At 56.2% G+C, this 20036-nt stretch carries 18 protein-coding genes and 1 pseudogene; 7 read left to right on the top strand and 12 right to left on the bottom strand.

Features of this window, described 5'->3' with window-relative positions:
- Position 1 precedes the first annotated feature (1 nt).
- From F595_RS0108315 to F595_RS0108305, 3 genes are read right to left on the bottom strand one after another with little or no spacing between them, the layout of a single operon-like run.
- Positions 2–1657: a GMC family oxidoreductase gene (locus tag F595_RS0108315; protein WP_022956404.1), complete on the bottom strand. Its 1656-nt coding sequence runs from the start codon at positions 1655–1657 to the stop codon at positions 2–4.
- Positions 1657–3069, bottom strand: coding sequence for a cytochrome P450 (locus tag F595_RS0108310; RefSeq protein WP_026913393.1), 1413 nt, complete (start codon positions 3067–3069; stop codon positions 1657–1659). Before F595_RS0108310 ends, F595_RS0108315 begins: the two co-directional genes overlap by 1 nt.
- A 14-nt stretch (positions 3070–3083) precedes the next feature.
- Complete coding sequence (locus F595_RS0108305; protein ID WP_022956402.1) at positions 3084–3404, bottom strand: 2Fe-2S iron-sulfur cluster-binding protein; 321 nt, start codon at positions 3402–3404, stop codon at positions 3084–3086.
- Positions 3405–3530: 126 nt separating this feature from the next.
- Here F595_RS0108305 and F595_RS0108300 point away from each other — a divergent pair, with 126 nt between their 5' ends.
- The 6 genes from F595_RS0108300 to F595_RS0108275 all read left to right on the top strand — a co-directional run bounded on the left by F595_RS0108300 (position 3531) and on the right by F595_RS0108275 (position 9543).
- The gene (locus F595_RS0108300; RefSeq protein WP_022956401.1) at positions 3531–4583 is read left to right on the top strand and encodes an AraC family transcriptional regulator; all 1053 of its coding nucleotides are present in this window, start codon (positions 3531–3533) and stop codon (positions 4581–4583) included.
- A 226-nt stretch (positions 4584–4809) separates the two neighbouring features.
- A complete protein-coding gene (locus F595_RS0108295) occupies positions 4810–5748 on the top strand; it encodes an alpha/beta fold hydrolase (protein WP_022956400.1) in 939 nt (312 codons plus the stop codon).
- Positions 5745–7247 (top strand): flavin-containing monooxygenase, encoded by a 1503-nt coding sequence (locus F595_RS0108290; protein WP_022956399.1) that lies wholly within the window; start codon positions 5745–5747, stop codon positions 7245–7247. The genes F595_RS0108295 and F595_RS0108290 overlap by 4 nt, the downstream gene beginning before the upstream one ends.
- Before the next feature lie 29 nt (positions 7248–7276).
- A complete protein-coding gene (locus F595_RS13460; protein ID WP_022956398.1) occupies positions 7277–8134 on the top strand; it encodes an SDR family NAD(P)-dependent oxidoreductase in 858 nt (285 codons plus the stop codon).
- Positions 8135–8160: 26 nt separating this feature from the next.
- Positions 8161–9033, top strand: coding sequence for a metal-dependent hydrolase (locus F595_RS0108280; protein WP_022956397.1), 873 nt, complete (start codon positions 8161–8163; stop codon positions 9031–9033).
- A gap of 96 nt (positions 9034–9129) precedes the next feature.
- Positions 9130–9543 carry a PaaI family thioesterase gene (locus F595_RS0108275; RefSeq protein ID WP_022956396.1) on the top strand — a complete coding sequence of 138 codons (414 nt, stop codon included), beginning with the start codon at positions 9130–9132 and terminating at the stop codon, positions 9541–9543.
- Positions 9544–9585: 42 nt separating this feature from the next.
- On the opposite strand, the gene F595_RS0108270 is transcribed toward F595_RS0108275, so the two are convergent.
- The 9 genes and pseudogenes from F595_RS0108270 to F595_RS14510 all read right to left on the bottom strand — a co-directional run.
- On the bottom strand, positions 9586–11187 hold the full coding sequence (locus F595_RS0108270) for a GMC family oxidoreductase (protein WP_022956395.1): 1602 nt from the start codon (positions 11185–11187) through the stop codon (positions 9586–9588).
- Positions 11180–12289 (bottom strand): acyl-CoA dehydrogenase family protein, encoded by a 1110-nt coding sequence (locus F595_RS0108265; RefSeq protein WP_022956394.1) that lies wholly within the window; start codon positions 12287–12289, stop codon positions 11180–11182. Before F595_RS0108265 ends, F595_RS0108270 begins: the two co-directional genes overlap by 8 nt.
- A gap of 9 nt (positions 12290–12298) precedes the next feature.
- Positions 12299–13459, bottom strand: a complete 1161-nt coding sequence (locus F595_RS0108260) for an acyl-CoA dehydrogenase family protein (protein ID WP_022956393.1) — start codon at positions 13457–13459, stop codon at positions 12299–12301.
- 41 nt (positions 13460–13500) lie between these two features.
- Positions 13501–15051 carry a long-chain-fatty-acid--CoA ligase gene (locus F595_RS0108255; RefSeq protein ID WP_022956392.1) on the bottom strand — a complete coding sequence of 517 codons (1551 nt, stop codon included), beginning with the start codon at positions 15049–15051 and terminating at the stop codon, positions 13501–13503.
- Positions 15052–15089: 38 nt separating this feature from the next.
- A complete protein-coding gene (locus F595_RS0108250) occupies positions 15090–15536 on the bottom strand; it encodes a PaaI family thioesterase (protein ID WP_084682902.1) in 447 nt (148 codons plus the stop codon).
- A complete protein-coding gene (locus F595_RS0108245) occupies positions 15529–15996 on the bottom strand; it encodes a PaaI family thioesterase (protein WP_040568481.1) in 468 nt (155 codons plus the stop codon). The genes F595_RS0108250 and F595_RS0108245 overlap by 8 nt, the downstream gene beginning before the upstream one ends.
- A gap of 68 nt (positions 15997–16064) precedes the next feature.
- On the bottom strand, positions 16065–17084 hold the full coding sequence (locus F595_RS0108240) for a BtrH N-terminal domain-containing protein (protein ID WP_022956391.1): 1020 nt from the start codon (positions 17082–17084) through the stop codon (positions 16065–16067).
- Positions 17085–17957, bottom strand: a complete 873-nt coding sequence (locus tag F595_RS0108235; protein ID WP_026913387.1) for a metal-dependent hydrolase — start codon at positions 17955–17957, stop codon at positions 17085–17087.
- 159 nt (positions 17958–18116) lie between these two features.
- A pseudogene (locus F595_RS14510) lies at positions 18117–18864 on the bottom strand (IS5 family transposase); the annotation flags it as partial.
- Between the two features lie 204 nt (positions 18865–19068).
- Between F595_RS14510 and F595_RS0108220 the strand changes: the two are divergent.
- Positions 19069–20031 carry a metal-dependent hydrolase gene (locus tag F595_RS0108220; protein ID WP_022956389.1) on the top strand — a complete coding sequence of 321 codons (963 nt, stop codon included), beginning with the start codon at positions 19069–19071 and terminating at the stop codon, positions 20029–20031.
- Positions 20032–20036 lie beyond the last annotated feature (5 nt).

The following is a 20036-nucleotide window of genomic DNA, read 5'->3' as shown; positions in this document are numbered from 1 at the left end:
CTCAGGCGCCAGATGTCGCGGCATCCTCAAGCATCATCGCAGCGCCCTTCTCGCCGATCATGGTCGCCGGCTGGTTGGTATTGCCACCCACCAGGGTCGGCATGATCGACGCGTCGATGACCCGCAGACACTGCACACCATGCACTCGCAAACGCGGGTCCACCACTGCCTGCGAATCGACACCCATTTTACACGTGCCGACCGGGTGATACGCCGATTCAGCGCTGCGCCGCACCCAGTCGGCGAGGTCTTGGTCCGACAACCGCGCCTCTCCGGGGGAAACCTCGGTATCATGGTGCGGCGCAAAAGCTGGCTGCGCGAGAATCTCGCGCACCAGTCGCACCCCGCGAACAAGTTGCTCAACATCTGCGGGATCGGACAAATAGGCGGGATCGATCAGCGGCGCCGCATAGGGATCGGCGCTGTGCAGACGGACACGACCCCGTGATAAAGGCCGAAGCCCGTAGATCATGACTATGTAGCCATAACCACTCATCGCAGTCTTCATGTCCCGTCCGTGATCAGCGTAGAGCATGGGGCCGAAGTGCAGCTGCAGATCGGGAATCGGCTCTTGCGGCCGGGAGCGGATAAACCCGCCGGCTTCGGCGCCATTGCTGGACAGTACACCGCGCCGACCAGCCAGATACTGCAGCACGGCCCATAATCCCTTGTGCCAGTAGCTTGGATGCATCGAAATGCCCAGACGGGTGCGTGCCTTGACGCGGACGAACACGTCGATATGATCCTGTAGATTCTGCCCTACCCCTTGCAGCGCGTGACGCACCTCAATGCCGTGCCGAACGAGTTCCTCACGCGGACCGATACCGGATAACATCAGCAGCTGCGGTGAATTGAACGCGCCACCGCAGAGCACCACCTCGCGCGCTACTCGCACCTGCACCAGGCCCGCCCCGTTCCGATACTCCACACCGACAGCACGGGTTCCTTCGAGCAGGACCCGGGTGACCTGTGAACCACTTCGTATCGTCAGGTTGGTGCGTCCTGCCGCTGGCTCAAGATAGGCGCGTGCATTGCTGCATCGTGCACCATTTTTCTGATAGGCGTAGTAGAAACCCACGCCCTCCTGATCATGGCCGTTAAAGTCACTGTTGTGGCGGTATCCCGCCTGCTTTGCGGACTCAACAAACACCCGACTAAGGGGATTGGTATAACGACGCTCGGCAACATTGAGCGGACCTCCCCGACCATGAAACGGCGCGTCAAGCGGGTTTAATGGCGGCTCGAAATTCTCCGACTTCGTGAAGTAAGGCAGCACTTCCTGGTATGACCATCCCTGGCAACCCCGCTGCGCCCATTCATCGTAGTCCCGGGCGTGACCGCGGATATAAACCTGAGCGTTGATGCCGCTCGACCCGCCGAGCATCTTGCCCCGTGGCTGGAACAACGAGCGACCATACATATGCCGCTGCGGCTCGGTGTTGAACTGCCAATTATAGCGACGGCTGAACATCAGTTGTAAAAAGCCCAGCGGCATGTTCACGAACGGGTTACAGCGGCTCTCCGGCCCGGCCTCAAGCAGCAGCACGGAATAGCGGCCGCTCTCGGACAGGCGGTTAGCGACAGCACATCCGGCTGAGCCGGCGCCGACCACCACATAATCAAACTGCTCTGACGCCCACCCGGCCTGACGGCTCATCAACTTTTCGCCGTCAACTTGACCATCAGCGTGGAATAGCCCCGCACAAAGTTGGACTGCACTCGCTCCGGTTCGCCAACCACCTCGATGTTGTCAAAACGCTTGAGCAGCTCCTCCCACAGAATGCGCAGTTGCAGTTCGGCAAGGCGGTTGCCCATGCAGCGATGGATACCATAGCCAAACGACATATGGTTTCTGGCATCCTTACGATCAATGATTAACTGATCCGGGTTCTCGAATTTTCGTTCGTCACGATTGCCCGAGGCATACCACATCAGCACACGATCGCCTTTCTTGATGGTCTGGCCATGCAACTCGACATCCTGCGTGGCCACTCGACGCATATGTGCCAGCGGGGTTTGCCAACGGATGATTTCCGAGACCATATTCGGAATCAGATCCGGATTCGCCTTCAGCTTGGCAAATTCCTCGGGAAACTGATTCAGGGCAAGCACGCCACCACTCATCGAGTTGCGCGTGGTGTCGTTGCCGCCGACGATCAGCAGCGCCAGATTACCGATAAACTCCATCGGACGATTGATCAGGTCCTTGGTATCCTCGTTGTTCTGCATCATGCTGATCAGGTCGAAACCGACCTCTTCACCAGCTGCACGGCGCGCTTCCTTGTCGCGCCAAAGCCTGGAAAAAGACCAGGCCATGTCTGCGGCATCGTCGAACATGACATCTTCATTGGTAAATTCCCCACCGGTGGCCGACGACGCGCCGGACAAGCGATCCGACCAGTCAACCAGCTTGTGACGTTCCTCGTAGGGAAAATCGAGCAGAGTCGCCAGCATCCGACCGGTCAGTTCCTTCGAAACCGTCGGGACCCAGTTGAATGGCTTGTTCAGAGGCAAGCTATCAAGCACCTCTGCCGTGCGGCGGCGAATCAGCCCCTCCATTTCCTTGAGGTTCTGCGGCGCCACCACCCCCTGCACCGCGCGGCGCTGTACATCGTGCTTGGGGGGATCCATGGCGATGAACATTTCCACCGATAAACCCTCCGGGGGATCCCCCAGAACGATTTGCGGCTCGGAAGAAAACAACTCGTGGTTCTTGTCAACAAACAGAATATCGTCATAGCGCGTTATCGACCAGAATGGACCGAACGGGCTGTTTTTCTGATAGTGTACAGGCGCCTCGTCACGCAGACGCTTGAAATAGGCCCCCCACTGGCCTTGCCGATACAAAAACGGGTTGCTGGTATCGATATCTTCAATAGCCAGAGTGTTCACATCGGGCAAAGGCGACTCGGTAAAGTGAATCATCGGAGTCTTGGTTCCGATGGTTTTTCTCTTCGCCTTCATCAACACCTTGAGCGCCTTGATCTGCAGGTGCATCGGCACCACTTTTGAAGTGGTGTTGAACATTTTTGTCTGGAATGAGGTGTTTTCACCTTGTAACGTCGTCATATTATTCTCCATCTTTACATCTGGAATTCGGGAAGATAGACGCGCATCCCATCCATTGCTTCGGTAATCTTGACCTGACAACCCAGACGCGAGGTACCAGCCCGCTCCGGTGTCATGGACAGCATCTGTTCTTCGTCATCCGCGATTTCACCGGTCTTGTCGAACCATTGCTGGTCAACGATCATGTGGCAGGTCCCGCACGCACATTCTCCACCACAATCCCCGTCAATGCCGGGCACCGCATTGGCGACTGCGATTTGCATCAACGTAGTGCCCGCCTCGAACTCGGCAACATGCTCGGTGTTGTTATGCTCAATAAAGGTGATCTTGGCCAATGCCTTTCTCCTGCAATTTAGATCTTGTGTCGATGGTGATTCGGCATCACCATAACGAGGAGGTCATTTCTTGACAGCGTAGGGGTCATTTAGAGACAATCGAACCTTTCATCAGGGCCGATCCCAATGACGCAACTTGCCAGCACAAGAGACAAATCCGGTGGCGATATTCCGTCCAACTATTCACGGCTGATCGCCCGCGAACTCGGTCTGACAGCAAGGCAATTGCCGGAATTATTACAAGGCACCGGCCTCAGCGCCTCTCAGCTGCTGAGCGAGGATGGTCTGATTACTCCAGTGCAGCAGATGCAGATTCTGCGCAACGCCCTGGCGTTGTCGGACCAACCGGGGTTCGGATTGCGGCTGGGCAAGCGCTTGACGCCGGCAACCCACGGTGCAATGGGCTTTGCCGCCTCCAGCAGCCCTGACCTGCTCAGCGCTCTCCAGGCGATACACACCTTTCTGCCCACCCGTGCCAGCGTTATCGAGCTGCACTTGCAGGAAGCAGGTGATGACCTCGAATGCAGGCTGACTTTCCAGGTGCAGCTCGATGACGAACTTCTGCGTTGCGTGGCAGAGCTGATAATCACGGTGCTACTGGAGTTCGGCGAATTCATTGTCGGCCGCCCTCTGAACGAGGCGGCAATAGCCTTTACCCATCCAGCGCCCGAATACCAGGCGATTTATCCGCAGTACCTGTCCGGCCAGATTGAGTTCGGCCATGATCAGTTGACGCTCCGTTTACCGTTGGCGTTGTGTCATGAGCCGAATGCTTCTGCCAATCACAAGAGCTATCGCCTCGCTCTGCAGCAGTGTGAAGCGATGCTGGCGCAACTGCAGACACAAACATCAAGCTACCAGAACCGCCTCAAGAAAATGATGTTATCCCGGCCACCCGGCACACTCAGTGAAGAGGAAGCCGCCGCCACTCTTTTCATGAGCAAGCGCACCCTGGCCCGGAAACTGAAACAGGAAGGCAGCAGTTTCCGACAAATTCGTGATGACATCCTGTCCAGTCAGGCGGCCAGCTACCTGCGTGAAAGCACGCTGTCGATCGAAGACATTGCTGCGCTGCTGAACTACCACGACAGCGCCAACTTCAGGCGTGCCTTCAAGCGCTGGTTTGGCCAGCCACCCGAGGATTACAGGCGTGGCGCCCGCTCACCCGTGAAACGCTGAAGCGGATTCGAGCTATTTCAGCGAGCCAGCGCAGGCAATTCGGCTGTTTCCAGCGAAACACCCCGTGTCACTGCCCCGATAGCACGGTGAGCCCTCAATATTCCTGACACGCCGCCCGAGAACGGTTTCGATCAGCCAGTCAATCGGATCATGACTTGCTTCCTCTCCCTGACCAGATTATCATTTGGTTGGCCGCCCAATTCAATTGCTTTCCTGGAGACTTACCATGGCGCCTTCCGACAACGAGACGGTTCACGGCAATGGCAACACCATCCTGTTTAGCGGTGCCGGCGGCGTGAGGCTGCGCGCCACGCGTTATGGTGACCCACTAAGCCCGCCGGCGTTACTGCTCCATGGCGGCGGCCAGACCCGATATGCCTGGGCCGACACTGCTACAGCCCTGGCTGAAGCCGGTTACTGTGCCTGTACTATCGATGCGCGCGGCCATGGCGACAGCGACTGGAGCCCGGACGGAGACTACCGCGCCGACTTGCTGGCTGCGGACCTCGCCGAAGTGATTCGCTCGCTGGATACAGACCCGGTCATTATCGGCGCATCCATGGGCGGGCTGACCGCCATGCTGACGCTGGGCGAGAACCCTGCCCTGACATGCCGGGCACTGGTGCTGGTGGATGTCGCGCCGCGGCTTGAACGGGCCGGAGTGCGACGCATCATCGAGTTCATGCGCCGTCATCAGGACGGCTTTGCTTCCCTTGAACAAGTGCGTGACGCCATCGCCGCTTACAACCCGCATCGTCCCCCACCAGAGGACCTTTCCGGGTTGCGCAAGAACCTGCGTCAACGCGCTGACGGGCGCTATTACTGGCACTGGGATCCGGCTTTTCTTGACCATGCGCGCCTGCCGGTGAACGACGAAGGGATGTTCGATATCAGCAGGCTGAATGCTGCCGCACAGCATCTTGACCTGCCCACCTTGCTGATTCGCGGCTACCAGAGTGACGTGCTCAGCGACACCGGCGCCCGTGAGCTGCTATCGATCATCCCCCACGCCCGCTATGCCGTGCTCGACAAGGCCGGTCATATGGTTGCCGGTGACCGCAATACCGTGTTCACGGAAACAGTACTGGATTTTCTCAACCACCCGGATATCACCGGCAAGCCCCGGCTGCGCGCCAGTTCCGGACTGACAGGAGCTAGACAATGAAACACCGCCACCTTGACGTACTGATTATCGGCGCAGGTCTTTCCGGTATCGGGGCGGCCTGCCATATGGCAAAGAAGTGCCCGAACATACGCTTTGCCATTGTCGAGCGACGCAAACGCATCGGCGGCACCTGGGACCTGTTTCGCTACCCGGGGATCCGCTCTGATTCGGATATGTTCACTCTCGGATACAACTTCCGCCCGTGGACCGGCATCAAGATGCTTGCCGATGGACCATCCATTCAGCAGTACATTGAAGATACGGCTCGCGCCCATGATGTCAGGAAACGAATCCATTTCGGTCTCAAGGTGCTGTCCGAGGCCTGGCATAGCGACAAGAAGCACTGGCAGATCACTGCCGTTGACGAGGAGACCGGCGACACCCACGAATTTACCGCAGGATTCATTTTCAACTGCACCGGTTACTACAACTATGACGCCGGTTACACACCAGAAATCAAAGGCATGGAGCGTTTCCGGGGTGATGTCATCCACCCGCAACACTGGCCCGAAAATTACGACTACACAGGAAAGCGGGTCGTGGTCATAGGCAGTGGTGCAACCGCCGTGACGCTGGTCCCGGCGATGACCGACAAGGCGGCCCACGTGGTCATGCTGCAACGCTCGCCCACCTATATTGCCACTGTGCCGGAAAAGGACCTGATCTCCGCCAATCTGCGTCGTTTCCTGCCGGAGATGCTCGTCTATCGAATAGCTCGAAGCCGCAACATCCTGCTGCAAAGAACTGTTTACAAGCTGTCTCTGAGCAAACCGAAAGCCATTCGCCGCCTGCTGCTGGCGTCTGCACGCAAGCAGCTTGGGCCGGATGTTGATATGCGCCATTTCCAGCCTGCTTACAATCCGTGGGAAGAGCGCATGTGCGCCGTGCCCAAGGGCGACCTTTTCAAAGCAATACGAAATAACAAGGCATCGGTAGTTACCGACCATATCGAAACCGTGACTGAGAACGGCATCCAGCTCAAGTCTGGCGACCACCTTGATGCAGACATCATTATCACCGCCACCGGTCTCGACCTGCAGCTTTTGGGTGGCGCGTCGCTTTCCATCGACGGCGAGGATATTCGTATTTCAGAAACCTTGATGTACAAGGGGCTTATGCTGGAAGGCGTACCCAACATGGCACTGGTTTTCGGCTACACCAATGCTTCATGGACACTGAAGGCGGATATCGCCTGCGAATATGTTTGCCGACTTCTCAATCACATGAAACAGATCGGTGCGGAGGTAGTAACCCCGATAGACGAGGAAGGCTGTGGAACAAACCTCAACTTTCTCAACCTGCGCTCCGGGTATGTCCAGCGTGCCAATGACCGCTTGCCGCGACAGGGCGCGAAGATCCCCTGGCAAAACCTTGATGACTATCTTCGTGATCTGCCGGCCCTGCGTTACGGATCGCTTGACGATGGCCACCTCAAGTACGACGGCAAGAATATGAGGCAAGGAAAATCCACCACCCTTGTCAATCTCTTGCGCGCCTGATAAGCCTGCAACCAACGAGGAGACAACACATGAAAACCTTCAAAGAGAAGGTCGCCGCCATTACCGGGGCAGGATCCGGAATCGGCCGCGCTACAGCCATTGAACTGGCCAAGGCGAGATGCAACCTGGCAATTTCAGATGTCAGCGAAAGAGAGCTGGCCGAGACCGCGAAGATGCTTGGCCGCTATCCGGTCAAGGTCACCAGCCACCATGTCGATGTAAGCCGGCAGGAAGCGGTAAAGCGCTATGCCGAGGAATGCGTCAATGAGCATGGTCAGGTAAACCTGATCATCAACAATGCCGGTGTCGGTCTCGGCGAAACGGTTGAGGCCATGAGCTATGAGAATCTTGAATGGCTGATGGGTATCAATTTCTGGGGAGTGGTATACGGCAGCAAGGAGTTTCTGCCGTATCTGAAGCAGTCGGGTGATGGCCACATTGTCAACATCTCGAGTGTGTTCGGTATTATTAGTGTGCCAACTCAATCTGCCTATAACGCCGCGAAGTTTGCCGTTCGCGGCTTCACTGAGGCGCTCAGGGAAGAACTGGATCTCGAAAACTCAGGCGTCAGTGCTACCTGCGTTCACCCGGGTGGCGTCAAGACCAATATCGCCCGCAGTAGCCGTATGGGCGATATGGGGGCACTTTCCCTCGGCAGCCACGAAGAAATCTCGTCAATGTTTGAGCGCATCGCTCGCTCGACACCGGAAGAAGCCGCAAAAGCAATACTAAACGGAGTGCGTAGAAACCAACCCCGGGTTCTGATTGGTGCTGATGCTACTTTCCTAGATGTCGCCCAGCGACTGATGCCGACCGGTTACCAACGGCTTCTGAAAACAGCTTTTCGTCTCAACCAACGTCGCACCCATATTCCTACTACTTCCTGAATGGTTTTAAAACAAGGAGACTCATCGTGACAGCCAAAGCAAACACCACCCTGAGCGGCGCCTCCGTTGGCATACCACCGCGACACATTGATTTCGTATTTCCTGAAGCGATGCGGAAATACTTTTATGCGGGAAATGCCACCGCGACGACTTTCTTTGCCATGCTATCCGGTTTTTTCCCTCCCGGGGAACGCTACTTCATGGAGTCGGTAAGACCGTTCAGATCGAGCATAACCAACAACGAGTTACGCGCAGCCATTTCCGGCTTTATTGGGCAGGAGGCGATTCATGGCCGGGAACATGACCGACTGAACACGCTGTTGGCAGAAAAGGGGTTTGACATGGAAACGCCAGACCGGTTTGTCCGCATCGGCCTTCGCGTTCTGGAAATGCTACCGTCAAGCACACGCCTCGCTGCCACGACATTCATGGAGCACTTTACCGCATTGCTGGCAGAGCAGTTGCTCGAGGACGAGTCTTTCCAGAGCCTGGCCGATCCGGAAATGATCAAGATCTGGCAGTGGCACGCACTCGAAGAACTCGAACATAAATCGGTCGCCTACGATGTCTATCAGGTTATCGGAAACAGTCATGGTGAGCGTATCGCGGCCGCTGCGGCGTCTCTGGTAGTGCTGCTGCCCATGCTCGGCATTACCTGGGCCTGGATGCTGGCGAAGGACAGGCAGCTAGGCAATATCGGTGATAATGTCAAGGGACTTTCGATGCTGTTCGGGAAGAACGGTTTTGTTACAGGAATTCTGCCACGGGTTCCTGAGTTTATCGGCAAGCGCTTTCATCCTGAAAATCATGATACGCGAGCTCTGGAGTCCGCATGGCGGAAACGACTTTTTGCAGAGGGTGGCGCTCTGCATGATGTCTATCAGAACCGCGTTGCATGACAGCTGCGGGCTTCGCCATTACACTCGAATCACTTCAATCCAGCGCACGCTTTCATGGCAGAGAGCGTGCGCCACACCTTTTCAGGAGCAAACTTCATGTCAGGCAACTTCATAGACTCACTGATCAGTGCGTTTCCTGATGTGCCATTCCAGAAGTTGCTAGGCATCCAGATTGTCAGCGTCACCAGGGACAAGGCGGTGGTGCGCCTGCCTTTCCGGGCAGAGCTTGCCGGCGGTGGCAACGCGCTGCATGGCGGTACCATCAGCAGCTTGCTGGATCTGACCGGCGCGCTGGCCGCCTGGTCCGGTCACGACCCCTCCCGAGGCATGAAAGCGGCGACAGTCTCCATGACCGTGAACTATCTTTCCGCAGCTCTCGGCTGTGACATCATCGCCAGCGCAACAGCTGTCAAACGTGGCCGCGAGCTGATCTTTACCGAGGTGGCGATCAGTGAGGAAAGCTCAGGAAGACCGATCGCCAACGGGACAATGGTCTACCGTATCGCCTGAATCGCAGCGCACCGGGCGGCAGGCAACACACCGCCCGGCGGCTCATGCGCTCTCCTCAAGCATAAAGCCCGCAGCACGCTCACCGATCATCATACAAGGCGCATTGGTGTTGCCGCTGATCAGCAATGGCATCACCGATGCATCGGCAACACGCAAGCCACTGATGCCTTTGACTCGAAGCTGGCTATCAACCACCGCCAGACGGTCTTCACCCATGCGACAGGTGCCCACTGGATGGTATATCGTCTCTGACCGCTGCCGAATATCCTCGTCCAGCTGCGCATCCGTTTTTACCGTTGCCGGAGGCAGATCTTCGCCACCAAAGGCGGGCGCAAAAGCATCAGTCTGGAACAGGCGACGCACCAGTTTTACCCCCTCACGTAGCACCCTGATATCGTCCTGGTCTGACAAATAGCGCGGGTCAATCAAGGGCGCGCTACGCGGGTCATTATCCTGCAGGCAAATGTAACCCCGGCTCCTTGGCCGCAACTGGCAAACGTGAACAGTACAACCGAAACCCGGTGTCAGCTCCCGGCCATGATCACGCAGGAAGGCGGGGATAAAATGCAGCTGAATATCAGGGCGCGCACCACCGCCAACATTCAAAAACGCACCTGCTTCGGCCGCGTTACTGGCAAGGAAGCCGCGCTTATGCCGCACATAGTCATAAAATGCCCTGATCAGCCTCGGCAGGAAAAAAGGCGAGAAGCCGATCGACTGCCGGCTCTTGTCACGAATGGATACCGTCATATCCAGGTGATCCTGGAGATTCCTGCCCACCTGGGGGGAGTCGACGATACACCTGATGCCAATTTCCTCAAGGTGCTGGCGGTCGCCGATACCGGACAACATCAGTAACTGGGGTGAGTTGATGGCACCGCCTGACAGCACGACCTCCCGCTGACAGGTCAGTGTGACGGTTTTCCCCTGGGCATCAAGGCATTCAATGCCGCGCGCTCGGCCGTTGTCGACAAGCACACGGGTCACCAGCATATCGGTCATGATCGTCAGGTTCGGCCGCGCTTTCGCCGGATCCAGAAATGCGCGCGCCGCACTCCAGCGTCGCCCGTCCTTCTGGGTCACCTGGAAACGCCCGAAGCCCATCTGTGAGGCGCCGTTGAAGTCGTCGTTCTCAGGATAGCCAAGCTCGACGCCGGCGCGAACAAACATGGCGCTGAGGGGATTCGGGTCAGTGACCCGGGTGACATTGAGGGGGCCACCCCGACCGTGCCAGTCGTCGGGCAAGTATTGCTCATTGTTCTCATGAGCATTGAATACCGGCCTGACCTGCTGCCAGCCCCAGTGGGCTGCTCCGGCATCCTGCCAATCGTCATAATCGAGATGCTGGCCACGGATATAGACCATGGCATTGATCGAGCTGCTTCCACCCAGCGTCCTGCCTCTCGGCCAGTACAGACGTCGATTGCCGAGCTCACTCTGGGGGGCAGTATAGTAACCCCAGTTTCTTTTACCTTCGCGTATCAGGCCGATCACGCCGAAGGGAACATTAACGAAACCGCTATTATCATGGGGCCCGGCCTCGACCACACAAACCGAAAACTTTCCCGATTCACTCAATCGGTTCGCCAGAACACAGCCGGCAGAACCGGCACCGACAACAATGAAGTCGTAACGGTTATCCATGTGCGGCCTCACTCAAGGCGGCAAACCGCTCGACCTGGATGTCGCCCGCCCCATGGGAAAGCGAGCAGTGTGTAATCAAACGAAAATAATGGCCAACATCCAGCTCCTCGGTAACCCCGACGCCACCATGAATCTGGATGGCTTGCTGGGCGATTCGCACAGCCTTGTCAGCGAAGTAGGCTTTGGCGGCAGCACAGGCGCGGTCGCGCTCTGCCGCATCGCCGCTGGCAGCCTTGATTGAAACCATCAGCAACATTGATTCCAGCTGCTGGAGATCAATAAACATATCGACCAGATAGTGCTGGATTACCTGGAAACTGCCAATGTGGACAGCAAACTGCTTGCGCGTCTTTGCATAATCAAGTGTTTTTTCATAGAGTGCTCGGGCAGCACCATACATACGCGCACAATCAAGGGCCTGCAACCAGGCAAGCGTCTGAGTCGCTGCCGATTCTGCCTCGGCGCCGCAAGCAATGATCGCGTCATCATCGAGCATGACATCATCGAACACAATGCTGGACATTCGGGAGCCATCAAGCGCCCTGTGACTATCCACTTCACAGTTTGACAAGCGCACATGCACCAGCGCCAGCTCCTTCCCTCTGCGCGCCGTCACCAGAACGCTTTGCGCAAACCCGCCATCCGGGACAAAACTCTTCTGCCCGGAAAGCCTGTTACCTTCAATGACCAACGATGGGCTCAGCGCATCATAACCACTATGGATATCATAGAATCCGCAGGCCACTGCCGATTTTCCATCGATGATTGAAGCCAGCAATTGTCTTGCCGGCTCCGAATCAACAGACTCAAGAAGCTTCCCCGGCGCCACCACCATATCGACGTAGGGATCAAGACAAAGCGACGCGCCCATTTCACTGACAATCATGGCAACGTCGATGAGATCACCACCATAGCCGCCGACCGCTTCAGAAAATGGCAGACCAAACCAGCCAAGCTCCTGCATCATCTCCCAGCGCGATGATTCAAGGTGATTAGTCTGAGCGAGAACACTTCTATAAATATCAAAGCTGTACTGATCCTTGAGATAGCGCTTGGCGGTATCCGCGATCATTGTCGTATTTTCGGAGAGCTTGAAATCCATTGCCTTACCTCACAGACCCAGCAACATTTTTGCCAGAACATTCTTCTGGATCTCGTTCGATCCGCCGTAGATGGTCGACGCGCGCAGGAAATTATAACGACGCGGTGAATTGTTGAACTGATCACTGCCAACCGGCTCCTCACTGTCCCATACGAGAGACATCAAACCACCCAACTCAACCATGGTCTGAGACAGCTTCTGCTGCAACTCGGTGCCCTTGATCTTGAGCCCGGATGACTCCGGGCCAAACGGGCGTCCCTCGTCCGTTGCGGCAACGGTTCGGAAATTGGTGTATTCCAGCGCCATCAGCTCGATTTCCAGCTCGGCAATACGACGACGAGCCTGAGCTGGCACGGCGAAACGCGGCGCCGCATGCAGAGCCTCCTTCAGCCTGGCCATGGCATGATGGCTGTCGGCGACGCCGGCAATGGTGGTGCGTTCATGGGTGAGAAGAAACTTGGCAATCGTCCAGCCCATCCCTTCTGTACCCACCAGATTCTCCAGTGGCACCTGAACATCGGAAAAATACACCTCATTCAGGTGATGATGCCCATCGATGGTGTAAATGGGTCGAACTTCGATCCCCGGCGTTTTCATGTCAATCAACAGAAACGAAATGCCCTGTTGCTGCTTGACGGTACTGTCCGTACGCACCAGACAGAAAATCATGTCTGCCCAGTGGGCCTGCGTAGTCCATATCTTCTGGCCGTTGACCAGATAATGATCATCCTTGCGCTCGGCACGGGTTTTCAGGGACGCAAGATCGGAGCCGGCATTGGGTTCCGAGTAGCCCTGACACCACAAGGTATCGCCCTTGACAATGCCCGGCAGCCAGCGTTGCTTTTGCGCCTCCGAACCAAACGTATAAATCACCGGGCCGACCATCGACACGCCAAAAGGACTGGTCGGTGGCGCGCCCGCCATGGCTCGTTCAAGATCAAAGATATAGCGCTGTGTCGCGGTCCAGCCTGGCCCACCATACTGCTCGGGCCAGGTCAGAGCGAGCCAGCCTTTGTCGCCCAGCTGTTTTTCCCAACGCTGCTGCTGATCCTTGCTGGTCATGTCCCCGCGCGCAGTCACGCTGCGCAAATCGTCAGAGACATTCTCCTTCATCCATGCACGCACCATGTTGCGGAACGCGATTTCTTCGTCAGTAAACTCAAGATTCACGCAATTCACCTTTATCCGGTCAGTTATTTGAAACCCGCCTATCAGTTGACGGCACGCTCCATCTTCTCCCAATACGGAGCTCGCAACTCGTTCTTGAGGATTTTCCCGGCCCCACTCACTGGCAGGGCTTGCTCGCGGAACTCAATGCTGCGTGGCACTTTGTAGCTGGCAATCAGCGCCCGGCAATGGGCCTGCAGATCCTCTTCGTCCAGGCGGTGACCATCGCGAAGGACAACGATGGCATGCACCATTTCTCCCCACTCTTTGTGAGGAATGCCAACCACCGCACATTCCTGAACGGCAGGATGGCTGTAGATCGCGCCTTCGACCTCGACAGAAAAGATATTTTCACCGCCACTGATGACCATATCTTTGGCCCGGTCGACGATAAAGACAAAGCCATCCTCGTCCATATAACCGAGATCGCCGGTATGGAGCCAACCGTTACGCAAGGTCTCTGCCGATGCCTGCTCCATCCCCCAGTAACCCAGCATGACGTTCTCTCCGCGGGCACAGATCTCACCAACCTCACCACAAGGAAGCTCGCGATCATCCTTATCCATGATCACAACCTCGACACCCAGTGCAGCACGGCCAGCACTGCGCAATTTCGCACCACCCGACACATGGAACTCTGGCGCTAGGGCGGTCAATATCGGCGATGCTTCCGTCTGCCCGTAACCCTGCGCGAATGCTGCATTCGGCATCTGCTTCATGGCCTCGATCAGCACCGCCTCCGGCATTGGTGAGGCGCCATACAACATGCGTTGCAGACTACTGGTATCAAAATTCCTGATCTTGCCCGACGAGACCAGCATGTTAATCATCGTCGGCACCAGCAGCGTATGAGTAACACGCTCTGTTTGTATCAGTGAAAGCACTTCCTCGACATCAAAACGTGGCACAATGGCATGGGTTCCCGCTGCCAAGGTGACGGCAAAGGTGCTGGCCATATCCGCCAGATGAAACATCGGCCCGGCGTGCATATAGATGGTGCTCTGTCCGTAGCCCATTTCAGGAACTACATTCAGTGCATTGAAAACCAGATTGTCATGACTGAGCATTACACCCTTGGAGCGCCCGGTGGTTCCCCCTGTGTAAAACAGCCCGGCAAGCTGTTGCCCTCCCTCGGCCTGATCTTCCATCGGTGCAGATTCGGATATCAGCGATTCATAGTCGATACAGCCTTCCGGCCGTGGGCCATCCCCCATGAATACTACATGCTCAACATTTTTCAGCAGTGGACGAAGCACGGGGAGCATGGCACTGAACGCATCATCGACGAAGAGTACCGAAGATTCTGAATCATTCAGCGTGTAGGCAATTTCCGGCGGCGCAAGACGAATGTTAACCGGATTCAGAATCCCGCCCGCCCATGGCACCGCATAGAAATACTCCAGATAGCGATCACTGTTCAGAGACAGAATGGCAACACGTGCATTGCTCTCCGGAAGCAATGCATAAATGCCAGCAGCCAGTCTTGCGATACGTTCGGAGAACGCCTTCCAAGTTTGTCGCCTGCCCTTGTATACCGTAGCCGTTCCACTTGCATTTTGTTGAACGGCTCGACGTAGCGTTTGTGATAAAATCATGCTTCCCCCAGCAAAACAGTCTTCTGGCGCTGACTGAACTATCTGCTATAAATGAACCTACCCATCGAAACCAAGGTCTGATCAAGATAAATTCCTACTGATACAACGATGAATCGCTTACCTGACCTGATGATGCGAGGCACCGCGCGGATGGTGCCGGCAAATGCAGGGCGCAGGTAATCAAATGTCATGCTTTCACAATGAGGCTCTCTTTCCAGGCCAAGGACACCGGTCACATGCAAAGCAGCACTGATCTCACCAAAACTTGCCAGTATGCCCCCGTGGAATGTGCGTAATAGCGGATTGCCGATATGCTGGTCGCGGAAAGTCAGCTGATAAATTAGCTCTTCAACAGAATCGATCAGTTCGATGCCGAGGAAGCCGACAAAAGGAGTTTTCTCCAGCAACTGTGCCTGTACTGGACTCAACAGCACAACCTTATCCTTACAGTCGTTACCGGCACCCTGTGCACCCGGATTACCCATTCACGCCACCCTGTTCTTTCATTGAAGAATCAAACGCGGGACCGAGGGTACCGACAGCGAATGAACCCGATACAGTCGCCAGCAGCTGATCACCTGAGTCAGTCGATGCCCTGCCACGAACGTAAGCAATGTCACCCTTAACCGCATAGCACTCGACCTCACTGGTTACTGCGTCTCCGAAACCAGCCTCAGCAATGAAGTCGACTCTCAGGTCGATGGTTGCAATCGGCCTCATGTCACCAAGCCTTGAGAATATGGCTAACCCGCAATTGGTATCGAGCAGGGTGATGATGACGCCACGATGCACACCCCCACTGCGACCCGCCAAAAACGGTTGGTGACGAATGCTCATGACCGCCCGCCCCTTGCCAACTTCTTCTACTTCCACACCAAATGCATTGAACAAGGGGTGTGATGTTCCGAAAAAAGTTTTTGCCATTGTCAAATAACGTTCCGCCATTCCGGTATCACCTTTCATACGACTCCGCCTGCTCACGACAACGGGCTGATGCAGCCTCATCACACTGCTCAGGATTCAGGAAACACGGAGAGCGCACTGTCCGCATAGCACTGCTCATGGATACGAACCTGACGTATTGCCGCTTCGATTTTGGAATAGGGAAAAGCATCCGCTTCCGAACCAGCTTTGAGTACCGCAGCCAACCCTGACCATGCTGCAGCCGAAGCGCGCATCTTTTCGAGCAACCCGCCGCGTCTCACTTGCGGCAACTGCTCTCGCGCCTCTTCAAGGAATTCTATGTACATGGCGCGAAAGCCCGAGCCGCCAGTACCTCGTTTCTCGATGACCTGATAGGCAAATCGCAGATTCCAACGCCAGTTCGGGTCAGCCGCCCAGCGTGACAACTCAGCAATCCAAGTATCCAGTGCGGCCAGCCCACTATGGCGATTGCCCCGCATCAGGCTGGCAGCATTATCGACAATGGCCCGTCGCATGCTCGATGGAGATACTTCCGCATCAATGTGCTGCGGGGCATACATGTTTCCGTAATGCACAAAGGGGGCTGAAGTGGAGAAGCGGGAGTCGGCAAGCTTGTCAACAGGCACCGGCATCAGGCCAGGCCGCTCGGTGTCACTGACCATCACCTCACTGCGCTGCGCATCAAGCTGCCAAGCAACAATGGCATGCCCCGGAAAGTGGGTGCTGCTGTTGAAATACGGCAAGTGATAGATGTCCGTCAGCAGCAACGCAGGACGGCCGCCGAGCAATGCTTCATTCAGGGCATCGCTCGCCTGATCCTTTTCCGCAAAGGCTTCCCAGGCAAACGGCACACCCAGTGTCGCGAATACCTTCTCCTCGAACCCCATGGAGCGAACGTGAACAATAAAAGGGGTCGCTGACCCCGGCACCTCAACGTAGGTAATGCCAAGCCCGGCGCCAAGCCCAAAGCAACATGCCTCAGTCATGGTCAGGCCATGAAACTCCAGCAAATCCCTGATCGCTGAGCTGCCGCAATGCCGCCCCGGCCTGTGACTGTGACGCTGCGCAGGCAGCGCCACAGTACCGGGGGATTGCTCAACCACGCCCATTCAAGCGGCTTCCTGAATGACAGCATCGCCATACACTGCGGCAGAGGCTCGCATCGGATCACCGTGTTCGCCATACTCTTCCAGCCAGGCCGCGACCTTCTCCGGCATGCCGGTTTCCCACGGATGAAACCCGGGCCGGAACCAGGCAAGAAACTCCGGCAACATGCCGGTGAGGATGCCCCCGCGACCGTACAAACGATTCAATCCGCGCAGCACAACGCCGGGTTTGCGCAAGGCACCATCCAGACGCAGCATATTGATAAACACCGGCGCCACCACTGCATGCACCATCAGCATTGCCACCACCAGTGCCGAAACGCGCGTCAGGTATCCACCTCCGGCTGCGGTCTGATAAAGGTCATAAGCCACTGCCTTGTGCTCAACCTCCTCAACACCATGCCAGAGAAACATCGCCCGCATAACCGGATCTGCCTCGCGGAACATGTCTGTTTCTTCTTTCAGCATGGCCTCACCCAGGGTGGCAGTAAAATGCTCGAACGCGGCGGTCATCGCTAGTTGGTATTTTTTCGGAAGGTACTTCTGAGAGGTCCGGATAAAGCGGCGCAGATTGGCGGTCACCCGCTCAACATCGATCCCCTGCCCGGCCATAACATCATTGAAGCGATCATGGACGATACCGTGCTGACCCTCCTGACGGATGAAGTGACGAATATCCTGGCGCAGACGCGAATCGGTGACCTGATCCTGAAAGTGGCGCACCGACTGGATGAAAAAGCGTTCTCCCTCAGGAAAATGCACCGACAGGGCATCAAAAAACCGGGTCAGCACCGGATCACCACCATTCCAGTGACGCGGCACAGCTGAAACATCAAAAGCAACCTTGCGATGAGAAATAGACACTGTGCTCATCATAATCTCCTGCTACTGATCTGTTTGAGAAGCGTGATATAGCTTACAAACACCATTTTATTGGTCATACAACCAAATGTCTACACTTGGCTGCACTCGTTGCCACAGACCGAGATCAGCAAAGGCCTCAGGGACAGCAGCGGTCAGTTCGCGGCCTCCCTTCGGCGTGCCCAAGCGCATAAGTTGGTTCAGGATCACCGCGCGCACCTGAAGCCCTATCATCTGGCGGTCGAAGTCTTTGGCCGTCACCCGCTCGCCCAGCAACTTGAAGCAGCCCATCTTGGTTTCCACTAGGCTGCGCCGGTGATAACCGCTCCATTTCTTCCAGATCGTCCGACCCAGATGCCGGGCTGAACGCAAGGTTTCATGGCGAGCCTCAACACCTGCACCGCTGCCTTTCCAGGTCTGCGCATTCTTGAGGGTCAGGATCAGAGCGGCCGCGCCGGGTGTCGCAATCGCGGCATGGCAGGCCTTGGCGCCATACACCACTTACGGTCGTCACGACTTCCGTCACCGGGATTTGCGTCAGCAGCTCAGGCAGCATCGGCGCGTCGCCGATGCGGTTGCCCCTGATCTCGATGGCCCTGATTTCGAGCGTCTCGGCATCAATGCTCAGATGCGCCTTGCGCCACTGCCGGCGGTGGGTTCTACCCCGTATTCCGCGACATGCTTCTTGGTCTCCCCCTCACCCTCACCCTCACCCTCACCCTCACCCTCACCCTCACCCTCACCCTCACCCAGCATTTTCACACCGGTGTTGTCGACCAGCAGATGCAAGCCATCGCGATTGGGACGGTAAGGGAGACTCACAGTCAGCGCCTTCTGACGACGGCAGATGGCGCTTGTAGTCAGGCACGGGTCAATCCAACCTGGCCAGATCAATCAGACTTTGCACGAAGCCTATGACCTGCAGGCGTTTACGCAACAACGCCCGTAAGCAAGCCCTCGTGAGCATGAAAATATGCCATAACAGCACTTGACTGAGCGCACCAATAAATTACATGATGACATGGTAACATTTTTTCGTGTAATCTTTATTAGAGCCATATCTTATCACTTATCCTAAAATTTGTATGGTTGACCAACCTTTTGGGCGCACTGAGGAGAGTCGGTTATGGGTGAGTTAGCTAGGTCGATAGGTTACGAGGAGGTGATCCCTCGGGATCTCCACTTCCGGATGAATACGGAGACCGTGACCAGGCACTGGTTCAACGGTGATCCGTGGATGACACACTGGATGAACGCCATCCTGGCAGCAGTGCCAGACGGTGAGCGCTGGGTCATGAATTCGGCCCGGATCCAGTTAGACAATCTCAAGGATCCCGAAGTCAGGCAGGCGGCAATAAATTTCTGCAAGCAGGAGCGGATTCACGCTCGCGAGCATGACGAAATGAACAAGGCATGCGTGGAGCATGGTGTTCCCATTGATGTCGTCGAAAGGGTCTTCACGCGAATCCGTACCAGCTTGCAGGGCAGCCTCAGCCCGGACATGCAATGTTCCATTGCGGCGGCCTTCGAGCATTTCACGGCCATCATTTCTTCGGTGATGCTCGAGAATCCAGACCTGTTCGACGAGACGGATCCGGAGTTACGAGCCATGTTGTTTTGGCACTTCGTCGAGGAAACCGAACACAAGGGTGTGAGTTTTGACGTGTTCGTGGAGGCAAGCGGGGGCGGACTGTCGGGCTATTTCAAGCGGGTGGGTGGGATGGGGCTGGCCGTAGCTGTTGGCGTGCCGATCATGGTAGGCAATCAGGCCTATCTTCTTTACAAGGATGGCCAGCTCACCAACTGGCGCTCGGCAATTCGGATGAGCGACAAATTGTTCGTGCGGCCCGGAATTTTCACTCGCATTTTCGCGTCGCACTTCCTGCCGTACTTTTCGCCGGATTTTCATCCATGGGATGACGACAACCGCGAGGTGATCCGCGTCTGGAAGCGTGCATATGACAAGTCCAAGGACACGCACAAAGCCTTTGATGCACTGAAAGCTTGGACTTTGCGCCGTCGTCAGTCGGTAAATGGATCAAGCGCAGAAAGTTCCGGAGCCAAGCGCAAGCTTGCCATCGCCCACTAAGCAAG

The organism is Perlucidibaca piscinae DSM 21586, assembly GCF_000420045.1.
GTDB classification, from domain to species: domain Bacteria; phylum Pseudomonadota; class Gammaproteobacteria; order Pseudomonadales; family Moraxellaceae; genus Perlucidibaca; species Perlucidibaca piscinae.
Note: the sequence above shows the minus strand (reverse complement) of the source record. Positions and strands in the feature narration are given on the sequence as shown.

Coding starts and splice junctions, on each gene's coding strand:
- F595_RS0108270 (WP_022956395.1), bottom strand. CDS start 11,187: ATGGATAACCGTTACGACTTCATTGTTGTCGGTGCCGGTTCTGCCGGC.
- F595_RS13460 (WP_022956398.1), top strand. CDS start 7,277: ATGAAAACCTTCAAAGAGAAGGTCGCCGCCATTACCGGGGCAGGATCC.
- F595_RS0108250 (WP_084682902.1), bottom strand. CDS start 15,536: ATGGGTAATCCGGGTGCACAGGGTGCCGGTAACGACTGTAAGGATAAG.
- F595_RS0108265 (WP_022956394.1), bottom strand. CDS start 12,289: ATGGATTTCAAGCTCTCCGAAAATACGACAATGATCGCGGATACCGCC.
- F595_RS0108245 (WP_040568481.1), bottom strand. CDS start 15,996: ATGGCGGAACGTTATTTGACAATGGCAAAAACTTTTTTCGGAACATCA.
- F595_RS0108275 (WP_022956396.1), top strand. CDS start 9,130: ATGTCAGGCAACTTCATAGACTCACTGATCAGTGCGTTTCCTGATGTG.
- F595_RS0108295 (WP_022956400.1), top strand. CDS start 4,810: ATGGCGCCTTCCGACAACGAGACGGTTCACGGCAATGGCAACACCATC.
- F595_RS0108220 (WP_022956389.1), top strand. CDS start 19,069: ATGGGTGAGTTAGCTAGGTCGATAGGTTACGAGGAGGTGATCCCTCGG.
- F595_RS0108315 (WP_022956404.1), bottom strand. CDS start 1,657: ATGAGCCGTCAGGCCGGGTGGGCGTCAGAGCAGTTTGATTATGTGGTG.
- F595_RS0108310 (WP_026913393.1), bottom strand. CDS start 3,069: ATGACGACGTTACAAGGTGAAAACACCTCATTCCAGACAAAAATGTTC.
- F595_RS0108255 (WP_022956392.1), bottom strand. CDS start 15,051: ATGATTTTATCACAAACGCTACGTCGAGCCGTTCAACAAAATGCAAGT.
- F595_RS0108235 (WP_026913387.1), bottom strand. CDS start 17,957: ATGATGAGCACAGTGTCTATTTCTCATCGCAAGGTTGCTTTTGATGTT.
- F595_RS0108240 (WP_022956391.1), bottom strand. CDS start 17,084: ATGGGCGTGGTTGAGCAATCCCCCGGTACTGTGGCGCTGCCTGCGCAG.
- F595_RS0108290 (WP_022956399.1), top strand. CDS start 5,745: ATGAAACACCGCCACCTTGACGTACTGATTATCGGCGCAGGTCTTTCC.
- F595_RS0108300 (WP_022956401.1), top strand. CDS start 3,531: ATGACGCAACTTGCCAGCACAAGAGACAAATCCGGTGGCGATATTCCG.